This is a genomic window from Mesorhizobium sp. P2_C4 (assembly GCF_056404575.1).
In genome coordinates this window covers 841,098-854,928 of the sequence record NZ_JBFUDT010000002.1, presented here as the reverse complement: position 1 = coordinate 854,928, position 13,831 = coordinate 841,098, and the positions used below count along the sequence as shown (strand labels likewise).

Sequence of the window (13,831 nt, the reverse complement as noted above, 5' to 3'; positions counted from 1 at the left end):
GCAGAAACCGCATCCTTCTGTTCAGTTCGCGGTCGGCGTGCCGACATTGACCGTGATCCCGGGCGGCGGCGGTGGCGGCGGTGGAAATTTGTAGTTGTGGGCAACAAGCGCAGCCCGCGTGCCGTCGCCTTCTATTCTAGTGTTCTTCGAGTTCGGATTGAACGGATCGACCGTCTGCAGCAGCGAATTGTATTTCTGCGTGTCGCCGGCGGCGAGCGTCACCGTGTCGTAGTGGTTGAGATAGTCTGCAGCGCAGCCTGACAGCGCGCCGGCACACAAGAGGAGGATCAGGACACTATTTCTTGACATAGAGCATCTTGTCCTTCGATTTGAAGTCCAGCATGTGGCCATAGGGGCCGGTGACGCCGTCGCCCGTTTCATATTTTCGGATCATGTCCTTGTTCACTTCGAGCTGACCAAGGATGAAGAACTCCGGGTCGTTGGCAGGTCGCGTCTTGTCGAATGGGGTCGCCAGCTGCTCGCCCGGCTTGACCGGTCGCACGATATGCGGCGTGACGATGACGACGAGTTCAGTCTCTTCCTTCTGGTTGCTCGAATTGCGGAACAGCGAGCCGATGACCGGCACCTGGCCGAGCCATGGCACCTGGTTCTGCAACTTGGTGGTCTTGCTGGACAACAAGCCGCCGACGGCGAAGCTCTGCCCGTCGCGGAGTTCAACGACGGTTTCCAGCTTGCGGTTGGTGAAGATCGGGTCGCCGGCGGTGGTGAAACCGGTGAGGTCACTCACTTCCGGCGCCAGCTTCATATGGATCTTGCCGTCGTCGAGTACGACCGGCGTGAACAGCAGATTAACGCCGAATTGCTTGTATACAATGCTTATCTGGCCATCACTGCCGACGACACGGATAGGCACTTCGCCGCCGGCGTTGAAGCTTGCCGGCTCACCGGACAGAGTGGTGAGATTGGGTTCAGCCAGGGTGCGCACGACGCCCTTGGCCTCAAGCGCCTCAATGATCAGGTCGACCTTGATGTTGCTGTCAATGACGCGGGTGATCAGCGCCGCGAAGGGATTGCTGGTCGACAGTAGGCCGCTGAGCAGATCGCCCGGGCCAAGCACTACGCCATCTTTGTCGGCGGCCGCGATGCCTGTTCCTGTACGGGTTGTGCCGCTGCTATTTGTGCTCCTGATCGACACGCCGAGATCGCGGCCGGTGTTGCGCTTGGCCTCAAGCACGCGAACCTCGAGATTCACCTGCTGGCTGTCGTCGACGATGACAGAATTTATGATGGCGTCGGGGCCATATTGCTGCGCCACCTCAAGGATCGACGCCAGCGTGGCGCCGTCCTTGACATGGCCGCCAAGCCTGACCTTGCCGTTGATCGAACCGATTTCGATGCGCGCCCTGGGCGCCACCTGGCGGATCGCTTGCGCCATGTCGCTGACGTCGACGCCGACTTCGATCTGGATCACGCCCAGTGAGCGCTTTTCCGGGGAGAAGAGATTGACCGTGGTGGTGCCGGCGCTCTTGCCAATGACGTAAAGCGTCCGGTCGGTCATCGGCTGGGCATCGGCGATCTTCTCGTCGCCGACAACGATGTCGCCGAGATTGGCGCTCACCTGGAGGGTAACCGACTGTGACATCGGCAGGAAGATTCGATGGACGCTGGGGTTGGACACATCGATGAAGCGGTCGGCAGCTTCGGCGGCAAGACTCCACGTCAGTAGCACCATACAGGACAGCGCGGCCGCCGCCATCCTCACACAAAACCCCCGCATTCTCGTCTCCCTAAAATCCTGCCTTGGCAGCCCTCAATTTACCGCACCTTCTTGTTTTTGTCGCGGCACTTCATAGGATTCGAGCTTCACGCCACGAAACACACCCACTGTAACATTCTTCGGCGGCTCTGGCTGAACATACTTGATAACTTCCTTGACAACTTCCTGCGGGGCGGGTGCCGCCACGATGACCGGAGCCGGCTTGACCTTGCTCAACTGATCGAGCTGGCTTCCGACCCGGTCCACGGCCTGTGCCAATCCAGCAATCTTGTCGTCGGCACGCTTGCGCTCCGCGGCGGCTTCGGCTTCGGCTGCAGCCTTCCGTTCGAGTTCGGCCTGCCTGGCGGCGACGTCGGCCGGGGTTTCTCCATTCAGGTCCGAAGTTGTGATGCGCTCGGTGGTTTCGCCCTGGTTGGCGGCAGCCTGGCGAAGCGCCAGAGACAATTGGCCAGCACCGGCAGCCAGCGTAAGCTTCTGCGCATCCTTGGTGCTGACTTCGACCGTCACTGCTTTCACCACGGTCGGGCTCTCCTTGCTCTCGTCGGCGACCTGGTCGACGGCGAGCACCTTGATGCTCTGCAGCAGCACGTCGACAAAGCTCTTGTCCGTGCCATCATCGCCGCGCGCTGTGCGCGTCAGCAAGACATCGACCCGGTCACCCGGGAAGACAAATCCAGCGACGCCAAGCACGTCGTTGACGCGAATGGACACTGCCTTCATCCCTTCACTGAGCACTGCCGAAAGCGTGGCGCGCTGGCCGGGACCGGTGATCTTGGTGGCGAGGACGGGCTCATTGGTACCGATCGCCTGCAGGGCCTGCTTCGTGCCTTCGCCCGCGAGAAGGTCTTTGGTTGTCTTGAAGGCGCCCGCCGGGATTGCGCCCGCCGGCCACGCAATTTCCTGAAGCTTGTCGGCGCTCAGCGTGTCGCCGAATTTCAACGGCACTGCCGCCACGACGACTGTATCCCGCGGAACACCTTCGGACTCAGCCATGGCGTTGCGCTGATTGGCCAGCCAGATATTGGCAAGCACAACCGCCAGAACGCCAAACACGCCGGCGAGAATAATCATGATGATTGTATTTGCGCGCATGACCCCAAACCCCAAGGGCTCCCAAGAATCAGCCGCGTTAGCCCACCGCGGCCGGTATCAAGCCCGGGCCTGAAGACCCGGGCCTGATGATTGTCAGCTTCCGGTTCCAGCGCCCGCGTTGCAGGTACCGCCGGATTTGCCATCGAGCAGGCCGCACAGGCCCGAGAAACGCCCGGTAACCCAAGCTCCGATAGCAAGGATTGCCAGGATCGCCGCGCCGGCGATGATGCCGACGAGGATGGAATATTCGACCATGGCAGCGCCGTTTTCGTCGTCGCGGAACTGCCGGGCCACCGTCATGAGTTTCTTCATCTCTATTTCCCCCAAATATCAGGCCCGGGTTTTAGCGGCCCGGGCCCGATGGAGTGGATGATCAACTGCCGGTACCAGCACCAGCGTTGCAGACGCCGCCAGCTTTGCCGTCGAGCTTGCCGCAGAGGCCAGTGAAGCGACCCGTAACCCATGCTCCGATAGCAAGGATTGCGAGGATCGCCGCGCCGGCAATGATGCCGACGAGGATTGAATATTCGACCATGGCAGCGCCGTTTTCGTCATCGCGGAACTGCCGGGCCATCGTCATGAGCTTCTTCATGCCAATTCTCCCCTTGGAGTTTGAACCCGACGAGACAGAGCCAAGGATGTACCCCATACCCAGCATCCCCCGTCACCTCAATCCTAGGTCTCACGAAAAAGCAGAGTCAAACGGATTAACAGTTCCTTAACCTTGCAATACCTGATCTTGCGCGTTCAAGGGCGATTTGAATTCTGACAAGAGTTTGATTCGGCTGAATTTTCAACCGTCCTTAACCATTCGTTCACAATTTGGCCACAGCTAAGGCAAAAGGATAATCATATTAGCCAAACGGCATATCCGTTTATATCTAACGGCTTACGGACATTTTTCACCCGCATGCCATTTGTTGCGATATGAAAGGTTCCGTGAGGTTGGAAGTTGGGGGCTTCGTGCGACGACGGCAACGCTCGGCGTTGAAATAAAAACGATATTTTTTATGTCACGGCTTTAACTATGTTGTAAGTATTAGGTGTTCGCCGCCTCGTTGGCCGCTTGTGCCCCTCGTGGTTAACGCTTAGTTTCTGGTCCTGGGGAATTTCAACGGGGGTTGGGCGACATGTTGGGCCGCTTTATCAAGGGACCGAGTGAGCTACGGGCAGAGCCGCCGCCACTGATGACTGTGGCAGCATCAAATGTGGCGACACCGGTCCCGACGCCAGACTTTGAACCACATGGCGACGACTTCCTGACGCTCAAGGTCGAACTGCATCGCCATCTCATTGACCGATTCAATCTGACCGCTCTTGAAAGCGCCTCCAAGGACGAAATCCTCGACGAGATCCGGCCGATCGTGCGCGAGTTCGTGCGCAATCGAAGCGTGCCGCTGAACGCGCGTGAGCTCGATCAGCTGACCGGCGACACCGCCGACGAGATGCTCGGATTGGGGCCGATCGAGCCGCTGCTCAAGGACGATTCCATCACCGACATCATGATTAACACGCATGACCGCGTGTTCATCGAGCGACGCGGTATTATCGAACAAACCTCGATCCGCTTCCGTGACGAGGCGCATCTGCTGCGCGTCATCAACAAGATCGTCTCGAACATCGGCCGGCGCGTCGATGAATCGTCGCCGATGGTCGATGCCCGCCTGGATGACGGCTCGCGCGTCAATATCGCGGTGCGACCGATCTCAGTGGACGGTCCATTGGTGTCGATCCGCAAATTCTCGAAGAATCCTTATTCGCTCGAACGCCTGATGGCACTCAACTCGATCAGGCAGCCGATGATCGATCTGTTGCGGATCGCCGTGCTGGCGCGCAAGTCGATCCTGGTTTCGGGTGGCACCGGCAGCGGCAAGACCACCTTGCTCAACGCACTGTCGAGCCACATCCCGTCCAAGGAGCGCCTGATCACCATTGAGGACGCGGCGGAACTGCAACTGCAGCAGCCGCATGTCGGCCGTCTGGAGACACGCCCGCCGAATGTCGAGGGCAAGGGCGAGATCCGTCAACGCGAGCTCGTCAAGAACGCGCTGCGCATGCGGCCCGACCGCATTATCGTCGGCGAGGTTCGCGGCGAGGAAGCTTTCGACATGCTGCAGGCCATGAACACCGGCCACGAGGGATCGATGACCACCATCCACGCCAACACGCCGCGTGACGCGCTGTCTCGTCTCGAACAGATGGTCGGCATGGCCGGCATGCCGATGACCCATGAATCAATTCGGGCGCAGATGGCGTCGGCCATCGACATCATCGTGCAGACGCAGCGCCTCTCCGATGGGGCAAGGCGGGTTATCTCCATATCGGAGCTGACCGGCATGGAGGGCAATGTCGTCCAGCTCCAGGAAATCTACCACTTTGTCCGCCGCGATGTTACGGCGGACGGCCAGATCGTCGGAGAATACCGTGCCACGGGCATACGCCCGCGCTTTGCCCCGGAGGCGGCAACCCTTGGCCTGCACTTCGGCAAAGACGCCTTCAATCCGCAGGTTGCTCTCTGATGTTGACCGGCCAGCCCCTGCTCTATTTCATCTATGTTATGGCTGCGGCATCCGTCATTCTGGCGGCCGAGGCGCTCTACGTCACCTATTCCAAGGGTCGCTCGCGAGCGGGCACCATCAACCGGCGGATCAAACGTCTGGCGGAAGAGGCGCCGGCCGAACAGACCTTGCAAGGCCTGCTGCGCGAACGCGGGCTGACCGACTCCGGTGACTATCTCTATGGTGCGGTTGCGCTGAACAGGCTTTACACACAGTCGGGTGTCACCGGAAATCCGCTGACTTTTGCTTTGGTATTTGTCCTGGCGGGGCTGGTTCTGGCGCTGCTTTTCAAGGTGTTGCTCGGGTTTTCCGCAATTGCAGCCCTGGTTGTCTTCGTTTTTGTGGGTCTTCTCCTGCCGCTTCAGTTCCTTCGCCGGGCCCGCAACAAACGGATCATGAAATTCGCCAAGCAGTTGCCCAATGCGCTCGACATGATCGTGCGCTCGCTTCGTGCCGGCCATCCGGTTTCGGTGGCGATTGGGCTGGTGGCGCGCGAAATGCCTGACCCGCTCGGCACCGAGTTCGGCATCGTTGCCGATGAGGTCACTTTCGGACTCAGCATCGAGCAAGCCTGTCGAAAGCTTTCAGAGCGGGTGGGCTTCGAAGGTCTGCATCTGCTTTCGGTGTCGCTGTCCATACAAGCCAAGACCGGTGGCAACCTCACCGAAATCCTTGCCAATCTTTCAGGCGTGCTGCGGGAGCGGCAAAAATTGCGGTTGAAGATCAGGGCGCTCTCCGCCGAAGGCCGCGTCTCGGCGTGGATCATCTCACTTTTCCCGCTCGTTATGTTCGCGATCCTCTGGGGGATTGCTCCGGCGTACTATGGGGCTGTCTGGGACAACCCACTGATCTTTCCCGTGTTCACCATCTTCGGTGTATGGGCGCTGCTTGGCGACTTCATCATGTATCGCATGGTCAACTTCGATGTTTAGTTGGAGGGGGACATAGACCTCTTGTCGAACATTCTGGGTTCTGAGCTTCTCGTCTCGCTTTCGGTATTCGTGGCGGCGGCGGCGCTTTTCCTGTTTGGCGCGCTTGTCTTCCTGCCAGCTTTTCAGACGCGAAAGCTCGTCGCAGCAAGCTTGATGGCGGAAGGAGTAACCAACCGGCGTTCGCTTGATGCGCAGCAGCAACTGGTCAAGATTTCGGCACAGCGGCCGGTCGACGCCTATTTCCGTACGCTTGAGAAGGAACGCGGCGAGCCAAATGCGCTCGAGGCGCGGCTTTTTCGGGCGGGATTCTATCACTCCAGCGCGCCGATCATCTATACATTGTCGCGCATCGGTGCCGTCGCCATCGGTTTTCTCGGCAGCTACTGGGGATTGACCACAGTGCTGCCGCCGCAGATACCCGGCTTCATGACATTGGGCGGCTCGTTCTTGTTCGGGCTCGCCTGTCTGGTCATTCCGAGCATCGCGCTCGATCGCTTCGAAAGAACTCAGAAGCAGACCTACCGCCGCGGCTTTCCCGACTTCATGGACATGATGATCACCTGTGCCGACGCCGGCATGAGCCTGGAAGCGGCGGTCGAGCGGGTGAGCCAGGAATTGGCCGGCACCCACAAATGGCTAGGCATCCAGCTCGCGATCATGAATCTGCAATTGCGCGCAGGCAAGCCGCTCCGCGAGGCGCTGCGCGAGTTGGCTGATCGCATCGGTCTTGAGGAAGCGCGCTCCTTGGCCGTGCTGTTTCGCCAGTCGGAAGAACTCGGCACCAGCCTGACAGATGCGCTGCGGGTTTATAGCGACGAAATGCGCACCCAACGGATCCTTCAAGCCGAGGAGCGCGCCAATGCGCTTCCGGTCAAGATGATGATCCCCCTGGGTATCTGTATCTTCCCAGTGGTGCTAATGATCGTCCTTCTGCCGGTAATCATTCGGATGCAGGCTATTTTCAACCATTAACCAATATGCTTTGGTTCTAATGAACCGAGTCGAGGGAACCCTGAGGAACGAAATGACAGGGCCAATACGCCTCACTGCCGCGGCCAGCGTGCTGCTTTTCGTGCTTGCCGGTTGCCAGTCGACCGATAGCAGCATGGGTGTCGTTCGCACAAACGAGCCGTCGAAAGGCGACGTAACGTCCTTCGGCGATGCCTTTGACGGACTGAAGACGGTCAGCGACGTCGAATATTACGCGTCGGATCAGGCCGTCGCCGAGGCCAAAAATCAGTTCCGCGCGGAAAATTACGGCAATGCCGGTGCCTTGTTCTTCAAGGCGACGCAACTGGCCCCCAATGATGGCAACGCCTGGATGGGACTGGCCGCCTCATGCGACCGCATCCACCGCTTCGACCTTGCCGACCGGGCCTATGGTCGGGCCTTCAAGCTGGTTGGCGCGACGCCCGAATATTACAACAATGTCGGCTATTCCTATCTGCTGCGCGGCAAACTGCAGGATGCGCGCAAAAATTTCCTCAAGGCCTACGAACTGGCGCCCAACGATCCGACGGTGGCCAACAATCTGAAGCTGCTGTCGTCCAGCGTGCAGAACATCGAGCGGTAAGGCGCAGCATGTTGCTTGCCGCATCGCTGCTGCTGAAGGTTCTCGCCATCCCGCTTTTCGCGAGAGTTGCATGGGTGGACTTCACGACACAGAAAATATCCAATCGTGACGTGCTGCTGCTGTTGTGCCTGGGAATCGCATCGATGCAGTTCATGTCGATCCAGGCTGGGTCATGGTGGGACATGGGTCTGAGCATCATTACCGGCTTTGTCCTGCTTGTCGTGCTCTTTCCCTTCTGGGTCTTGCGCAAGGTTGGCGCCGGAGACGTCAAGCTTATAGCGGTGGTGCCGTTTCTGACCGGCGGGACCGATCTCGTGGTGTTTACCTTGATGTTGCTGGTGTTTGCGCTCATCACGGCAGCGGTCGTCAAGAATCCCTTCATGCTGCCGGAAGGTGCATTCCGTCTTTACGCCGAGCATCTCGATCGCAAGGGTGTTGTGCCGTTCGGCGTGCCGATCTCAATCGCGGCGATCTGCTCGATCGTATTCCACATCGTCAGCCGACTATTGGGCTATGGCGGTATTGAGACTTTCCTCTGATACGCAAACGGCTGGTCGAGGCGCGGCTATTCCACGCTGAGCCGTTCTGGAACGGCCGTGGTAGATCAAATGGTTAGGCTGTCAAACTCGGCTTTCTTCATCATTGGTAGGATTGGGTTTATTCCCAAATTGTCAAACCTATCAAGCCAGTAGCCTAGCGCACGTTTGCCGCCCGCTGAATACACCACTTGGCGCAGATTCCGTCCGAAATCTTTCGATGGCGTGCCATCGTGAACCCAGCTGTCGACCGGATCAGCACTCTGCGACGACAGGGGTCATGCGCCGCAACGTCGAGCTTCTGCAGGCGAACCATCGGCTATGGCACCGGCGATCATGGCTCCAAGACGGCGAACCGACCGGGGGTAATCTTATGCACGAGTGCCAGGTCGGTTGCGAACCAATATAGAATTGGTATCAAATTTAACGATAGTAAACTTTGCGAGCAATGGTAATTTTAAACACACAGTTGAAACCAATTTTAAAAGGTATCGGATGAGGCGTCGAGAGCGCGCCATCGCAAAACTACTCGAACTGATCGACGGCGCTGCTTTTCCCGAAGCCAGCAGGCTTCCGGCCGAGCGCGATCTTTGCCAGCAGCTCGATCTCAGTCGCAGCGCGTTGCGCGAAGGCCTCGACGTGCTCGAGGCTGAAGGCAAGATCTGGCGCCATGTCGGGCAAGGTACTTTCGTTGGAGCGCGCCCGCACCGCCCTGCCGGCCCGGCGCCATTGGTCGCGCCCCACACCAGTCCGAACGAACTGATGGAAGCGCGAATATTGGTCGAGCCATCGCTGGCTCGGCTCGCCGCGACGCGGGCAACGGCAGCCGAGATTGCCGAACTGCATCATCTCCTCGCCAAGAGCCAGGTGGCAAAGGATGTCGAGACCTGGGAGCTGTGGGATGCGCGACTGCACCGGGCGGTCGCGGAGGCCGCGCACAATGTGCTTCTGCTGTCGATCTACGAGGCCTTCAACGCCATTCGTGCCCAGCCGCAATGGTCGCGGCTGCGGCACGAAACGCTGACGCAGGAGCGCCTCGCTGTCTATCGCGGCGAACACCGCGCCTATGTCGACGCCATTGCGGCGCGCAACCCTGAAGCCGCCGCACAGGCGATGCGGCGCCATTTGGAATCCGTGCGCAGTGGCCTTTTTGGCAGCGCCAGCTGAACCGATCACGACAAGCGAGGACCATTCATGACATCCGCGACCTCTACAATTCCGGCGCTTGTCGCCGCGCACGATCCCGCGTCTCTTGCCATCCTCGCTCCCGGACGTGCCCCGCTGACTTATGGCGGGCTTGCTGACCGGATCGCGTCGGCTGCGGCCGTGTTTCGAAAGGCGGGCATTGTTCCTGGCGATCGCGTGGCGATCGTCATGCCGGACAGTGCCGAGCTGGCGACCGCGTTTCTGGCGATTGCCTCGGCGGCCACGGCCGCGCCGCTCAATCCAAGCTATCGTATGGAGGAGTTCGACTATTACCTGAACGACCTCGGCGCCAAGGCCTTGGTGGTGCTTGAAGGTTCCGAGACGCCGGCGCGTGCGGCAGCGCTCGCGCGCGGCGTAGCGATTGTCGAACTACGGCCTGTGAATGACGGGCCGGCCGGTTCGTTCGATCTGATGGTTGAACAGACGACCGGCGCGCCGGCAGCAGATGCCGACGCGGCGCCTTCGGATATCGCATTGGTGCTGCACACCTCCGGAACGACGTCAAAACCCAAGATCGTGCCGCTCAGCCATCTCAACCTGACGACCTCGGCGCGCAACATCGCCCGCACATTGTCGTTGACCCAGGCTGATCGCGGGCTGGTGATCATGCCTCTGTTCCACATTCATGGCCTGGTCGGGGCGTTGCTGTCGTCGATCGCTGCCGGCGCCAGCGTCTATTGTGGCGGCGGTTTCAATGCGCTGCGCTTCTACGGTTGGCTGGATGAGTCGGCCGCCACCTGGTACAGCGCCGTCCCCTCCATGCATCAGGCGATACTGGGCCGGGCCGAACGCAACCGCGAGGTGATGGAGCGGCACAGGCTGCGGCTCATCCGCTCCTCGTCCGCGCCGATGTCACCCGTTCTGATCGGCGAGCTTGAGCAGACCTTTGTCTGTCCGGTCATCGAATCCTACGGCATGACGGAAGCGGCGCACCAGATGACCAGCAACCCATTGCCGCCGTCGGCGCGCAAACCGGGTTCTGTCGGTATCGCCGCCGGCCCCGAGGTGGCAATCCTCGACGCTTCTGGAAATCTAGCGGCACCGGGTCAGCCCGGCGAGATCGTCATTCGCGGGCCGAATGTGACGGGGGGATACGAGAATCGGCCGGAAGCCAATGCCGAGGCCTTTCGCGGCGGCTGGTTTCGCACCGGCGACCTCGGCCACCTCGACGAGCAGGGCTATCTCACCATCAGCGGCCGTCTCAAGGAGATCATCAATCGCGGCGGCGAAAAGATCTCGCCGCGCGAGGTGGACGACGTCATTGCCGAACACCCGGCCGTGCTTCAGGCTCTGACCTTTGGCATGCCGAGCGAGAAGCTAGGCGAGGAGGTTGCCGCCGCCGTGGTGCTGCGCGAAGGCGCGTCCGCATCCGAGAGCGAGTTGCGCGAATTCGTCGCCGCCAGGCTGGCGCCGTTCAAGGTTCCGCGCCGCGTCGTTTTCCTGGAAGAGATACCGAAAGGGCCGACGGGCAAACTGCAGCGGATCGGGCTTGCGGAACGGCTGGGGATAGCGCGATGAGAATCTGCATCTATGGCGCCGGCGCCATCGGTGGCTTGATGGGCGCCCGACTGGCGAAGGCTGGCCATGATGTGACGTTGATCGCGCGGGGGCCGCATTTGCAGGCAATGCAGACCAATGGTCTGCGCCTTGTCGAAGGGGAGACGTCCTCGACCGTGCACGTTGCGGCGTATGAAAATCCCGCCGAGGCTGGCGAACAGGACGTTGTCGTCGTCGCGCTGAAGGCGCCGGCCGTTGCCGCCGTCGTCGAGCGCATGCAGCCACTGCTCGGGCCGGCGACCAGCGTGGTGATGGCGGTCAATGGCGTGCCGTGGTGGTATTTTCACGGTCTCGATGGTCCGTGGCGTAATCATGTCCTGCAGTCTGTCGATCCTGGCGGGGTTCAGGAGCGCGGCATTGGCGCCGACCGGGTCATAGGCTGCGTCGTCTATCCGGCGGCCGAAGTGGTCGAGCCCGGCGTCGTCCAGCATGTTTCTGGCGACCGGTTCAGCCTTGGCGAGCCATCGGGCGTCGCGACAGAACGCGTGAAAGCGTTCAGCAAGGCGTTGATCGGGGCTGGTCTGAAGGCTCCCGTCAAGACCGATATCCGCACCGAGATCTGGGTAAAGCTGTGGGGCAATGTCGCTTTCAATCCGATCAGCGCGCTGACGGGAGCCACGCTGGCGCGCATCTGCGGTGATACCGATACGCGTCGCCTGGCGCTCTCGATCATGACAGAAGCGGAGAAGGTTGCTAACGCGCTCGGCGTAACGATGCCGATATCAGTTGAGCGGCGCATCGATGGCGCAGCCGCCATCGGCGAGCACAAGACTTCGATGCTCCAGGATCTCGAACGCGGCAGGCAGATGGAGATCGACGCCGTGGTCGCAGCGGTTGCGGAACTGGGCCGCATTGTCGGCGTCGCAACGCCCACGATAGACACCGTGCTGGCTCTGGTGCGCCAGCGCGCCAACATTGCCGGCGCCTACCCGTAGAACGGGCGATTGCCGCTGAATGCGGCTGGTTGAATGATTGTGTGATCGAGGGATTGAGGTTCAGCTTCGGAACGAGGATGCCCTAAGCTATCGCGTATCAGCCGATGGCATTGCTGCCAGCATCTGCAGCATGTGATGATACGGAAGCGGGCGAAGCCGCTTCCGCCTTGCTTCCTATTTCTTGGGCGCAATAACCAAGCGGCATGGTTTGACAATTTTTCCCGTAAGCCGTTGAGAACGCATAGATGGGAAGCGGCTATTCCACACTGAGCCGATAGCCAATACCGCGCACGGTCTGCAGCCAGACCGGATTGGACGGATCGCGCTCGATCTTGCGGCGCAGCCGGTTGATCTGGACATCGATGGTGCGCTCGCCGACTTCCGAATCGTCGCCGACCAATTCATGGCGCGGTATGGTTTCGCCGGCCCGTGCTGCGAAGATCGCCAGGATCTCCTGCTCGCGGTCGGTCAGCTTCAGCGCCTCGCCGCCGCGTTTCAGCTCGCGCCTAGCGATCTGGAACGTGTAGGGACCGAAGACCAGTTGCTCGACCTTGGGCGTCGTCGCCGGGCCGCCACGGCGCAGGATGTTGTTGATACGCAGGATCAGTTCGCGCGGGTCGAAAGGCTTGGGCAGATAATCGTCGGCGCCGGCCTCGAGCCCAGTGATGCGGCTGTCGGTTTCGGACAGTGCGGTGAGCATCAGGATCGGCACGTTCTTCTCGGCCCGCAGCGCCTTGGTGAGATCGACGCCGCTTTCGCCCGGCATCATGACGTCGAGCACGATCAGATCGAAATCGAGACCGACAAGCTTCCGCCTGGCTTCGCCGGAATTGCCGGCGACGGTGACGCGAAAGCCGTTCTCGGTCAGATACTGCTTGAGCAGGTTGCGGATGCGGGTGTCGTCATCGACCACAAGCAGATGCGGTGCGTCATCGTCCGGTGCTGCCGGTTGATCAACCCTCTCAATGGTCTCCATGGCTTTTCCCCGATGCGTTCGCAGGCACAATGTCGATCTGCGCTCTTAGTTCCGGATTGACCATCGCTTCCAGGAAACGTTCGATCAAGTTGCGTTCGGTGGTTCCGGAATCCTCCAATGCCGCACGGATGCGGCGCGACTGTGGCCGTGCCAGCGCCAGCGCCAGCGCACGGCCCTTGGCCGTCGGGTAGAGTTCGCGCTGGCGGCGGTCGCGAGGGCCTTGCAACTGGACGATATGATCGGTGTCGATCAGCTGCTTGAGCACGCGCGCCAGGCTCTGCTTGGTGATCTTGAGCACGTCCAGCAGCTCGGCCACCGTCAGGCCCGGCCGGCGATTGACGAAATGCAGGACGCGGTGGTGGGCGCGGCCGAAACCATAGTTGGCCAGGATCTGATCCGGATCGGAGGTAAAGTCGCGATAGGCGAAGAAGAACAATTCGATGATGGCGAAGTCGATGCCGTCCTCGTCGGTGATCGCCGTCCTGATCGGTTTTCCGGCAGCTGGGCTTCGATCCGTCATCTTTTCTCCATGCGAAGCAGGAAATTATGTCAGTACTATTGACGTAATTTCCCGGCAATGGTAATTTTTGACAAGCTTTTCGGTGGATTGCGAACGAAAAGGCAAAGGAAAGCCGTTTTTCCGGAACTTCCTGAGTTTGCCAACCCTCAAATATCCGCCTACGCTTTGAGACAGCGGCTGCCCGGCGCGGCTGAGACGAAACACGCAA

15 protein-coding genes are annotated in these 13,831 nt (G+C 60.3%); 8 read left to right on the top strand and 7 right to left on the bottom strand.

The window, feature by feature from the left end; all coding sequences use genetic code 11:
• Positions 1 to 21 precede the first annotated feature (21 nt).
• The 5 genes from AC1DX6_RS10460 to AC1DX6_RS10440 form a co-directional block, all read right to left on the bottom strand.
• Positions 22 to 309, bottom strand: coding sequence for a hypothetical protein (locus AC1DX6_RS10460; protein WP_477312881.1), 288 nt, complete (start codon positions 307 to 309; stop codon positions 22 to 24).
• The gene (locus AC1DX6_RS10455; protein ID WP_477312879.1) at positions 296 to 1,738 is read right to left on the bottom strand and encodes a type II and III secretion system protein family protein; all 1,443 of its coding nucleotides are present in this window, start codon (positions 1,736 to 1,738) and stop codon (positions 296 to 298) included. Before AC1DX6_RS10455 ends, AC1DX6_RS10460 begins: the two co-directional genes overlap by 14 nt.
• A 33-nt stretch (positions 1,739 to 1,771) precedes the next feature.
• Entirely contained in the window at positions 1,772 to 2,830 is a 1,059-nt protein-coding gene (cpaB, locus tag AC1DX6_RS10450; RefSeq protein WP_477313683.1) for a Flp pilus assembly protein CpaB, read from the bottom strand.
• 93 nt (positions 2,831 to 2,923) lie between these two features.
• Complete coding sequence (locus tag AC1DX6_RS10445; RefSeq protein ID WP_477312877.1) at positions 2,924 to 3,142, bottom strand: Flp family type IVb pilin; 219 nt, start codon at positions 3,140 to 3,142, stop codon at positions 2,924 to 2,926.
• 61 nt (positions 3,143 to 3,203) lie between these two features.
• Positions 3,204 to 3,422, bottom strand: coding sequence for a Flp family type IVb pilin (locus AC1DX6_RS10440; protein ID WP_477312875.1), 219 nt, complete (start codon positions 3,420 to 3,422; stop codon positions 3,204 to 3,206).
• 538 nt (positions 3,423 to 3,960) lie between these two features.
• Here AC1DX6_RS10440 and AC1DX6_RS10435 point away from each other — a divergent pair.
• From AC1DX6_RS10435 to AC1DX6_RS10400, 8 genes are all read left to right on the top strand, one after another.
• Positions 3,961 to 5,349, top strand: a complete 1,389-nt coding sequence (locus tag AC1DX6_RS10435; RefSeq protein ID WP_477312873.1) for a CpaF family protein — start codon at positions 3,961 to 3,963, stop codon at positions 5,347 to 5,349.
• Positions 5,349 to 6,320 (top strand): type II secretion system F family protein, encoded by a 972-nt coding sequence (locus AC1DX6_RS10430; protein WP_477312871.1) that lies wholly within the window; start codon positions 5,349 to 5,351, stop codon positions 6,318 to 6,320. The genes AC1DX6_RS10435 and AC1DX6_RS10430 overlap by 1 nt, the downstream gene beginning before the upstream one ends.
• Positions 6,321 to 6,389: 69 nt before the next feature.
• Complete coding sequence (locus AC1DX6_RS10425; RefSeq protein ID WP_477312869.1) at positions 6,390 to 7,292, top strand: type II secretion system F family protein; 903 nt, start codon at positions 6,390 to 6,392, stop codon at positions 7,290 to 7,292.
• A gap of 52 nt (positions 7,293 to 7,344) precedes the next feature.
• On the top strand, positions 7,345 to 7,893 hold the full coding sequence (locus AC1DX6_RS10420) for a tetratricopeptide repeat protein (RefSeq protein ID WP_477312867.1): 549 nt from the start codon (positions 7,345 to 7,347) through the stop codon (positions 7,891 to 7,893).
• 8 nt (positions 7,894 to 7,901) lie between these two features.
• On the top strand, positions 7,902 to 8,432 hold the full coding sequence (locus AC1DX6_RS10415; protein ID WP_477312865.1) for an A24 family peptidase: 531 nt from the start codon (positions 7,902 to 7,904) through the stop codon (positions 8,430 to 8,432).
• Between the two features lie 492 nt (positions 8,433 to 8,924).
• On the top strand, positions 8,925 to 9,596 hold the full coding sequence (locus AC1DX6_RS10410) for a FadR/GntR family transcriptional regulator (protein WP_477312863.1): 672 nt from the start codon (positions 8,925 to 8,927) through the stop codon (positions 9,594 to 9,596).
• A gap of 27 nt (positions 9,597 to 9,623) precedes the next feature.
• The gene (locus AC1DX6_RS10405) at positions 9,624 to 11,153 is read left to right on the top strand and encodes an acyl--CoA ligase (RefSeq protein WP_477312861.1); all 1,530 of its coding nucleotides are present in this window, start codon (positions 9,624 to 9,626) and stop codon (positions 11,151 to 11,153) included.
• The gene (locus tag AC1DX6_RS10400; protein ID WP_477312859.1) at positions 11,150 to 12,127 is read left to right on the top strand and encodes a 2-dehydropantoate 2-reductase; all 978 of its coding nucleotides are present in this window, start codon (positions 11,150 to 11,152) and stop codon (positions 12,125 to 12,127) included. Before AC1DX6_RS10405 ends, AC1DX6_RS10400 begins: the two co-directional genes overlap by 4 nt.
• A gap of 256 nt (positions 12,128 to 12,383) precedes the next feature.
• On the opposite strand, the gene AC1DX6_RS10395 is transcribed toward AC1DX6_RS10400, so the two are convergent.
• Positions 12,384 to 13,103, bottom strand: a complete 720-nt coding sequence (locus AC1DX6_RS10395; protein WP_477312857.1) for a response regulator — start codon at positions 13,101 to 13,103, stop codon at positions 12,384 to 12,386.
• Positions 13,090 to 13,623 carry a MarR family winged helix-turn-helix transcriptional regulator gene (locus AC1DX6_RS10390; RefSeq protein WP_477312855.1) on the bottom strand — a complete coding sequence of 178 codons (534 nt, stop codon included), beginning with the start codon at positions 13,621 to 13,623 and terminating at the stop codon, positions 13,090 to 13,092. Before AC1DX6_RS10390 ends, AC1DX6_RS10395 begins: the two co-directional genes overlap by 14 nt.
• Positions 13,624 to 13,831 lie beyond the last annotated feature (208 nt).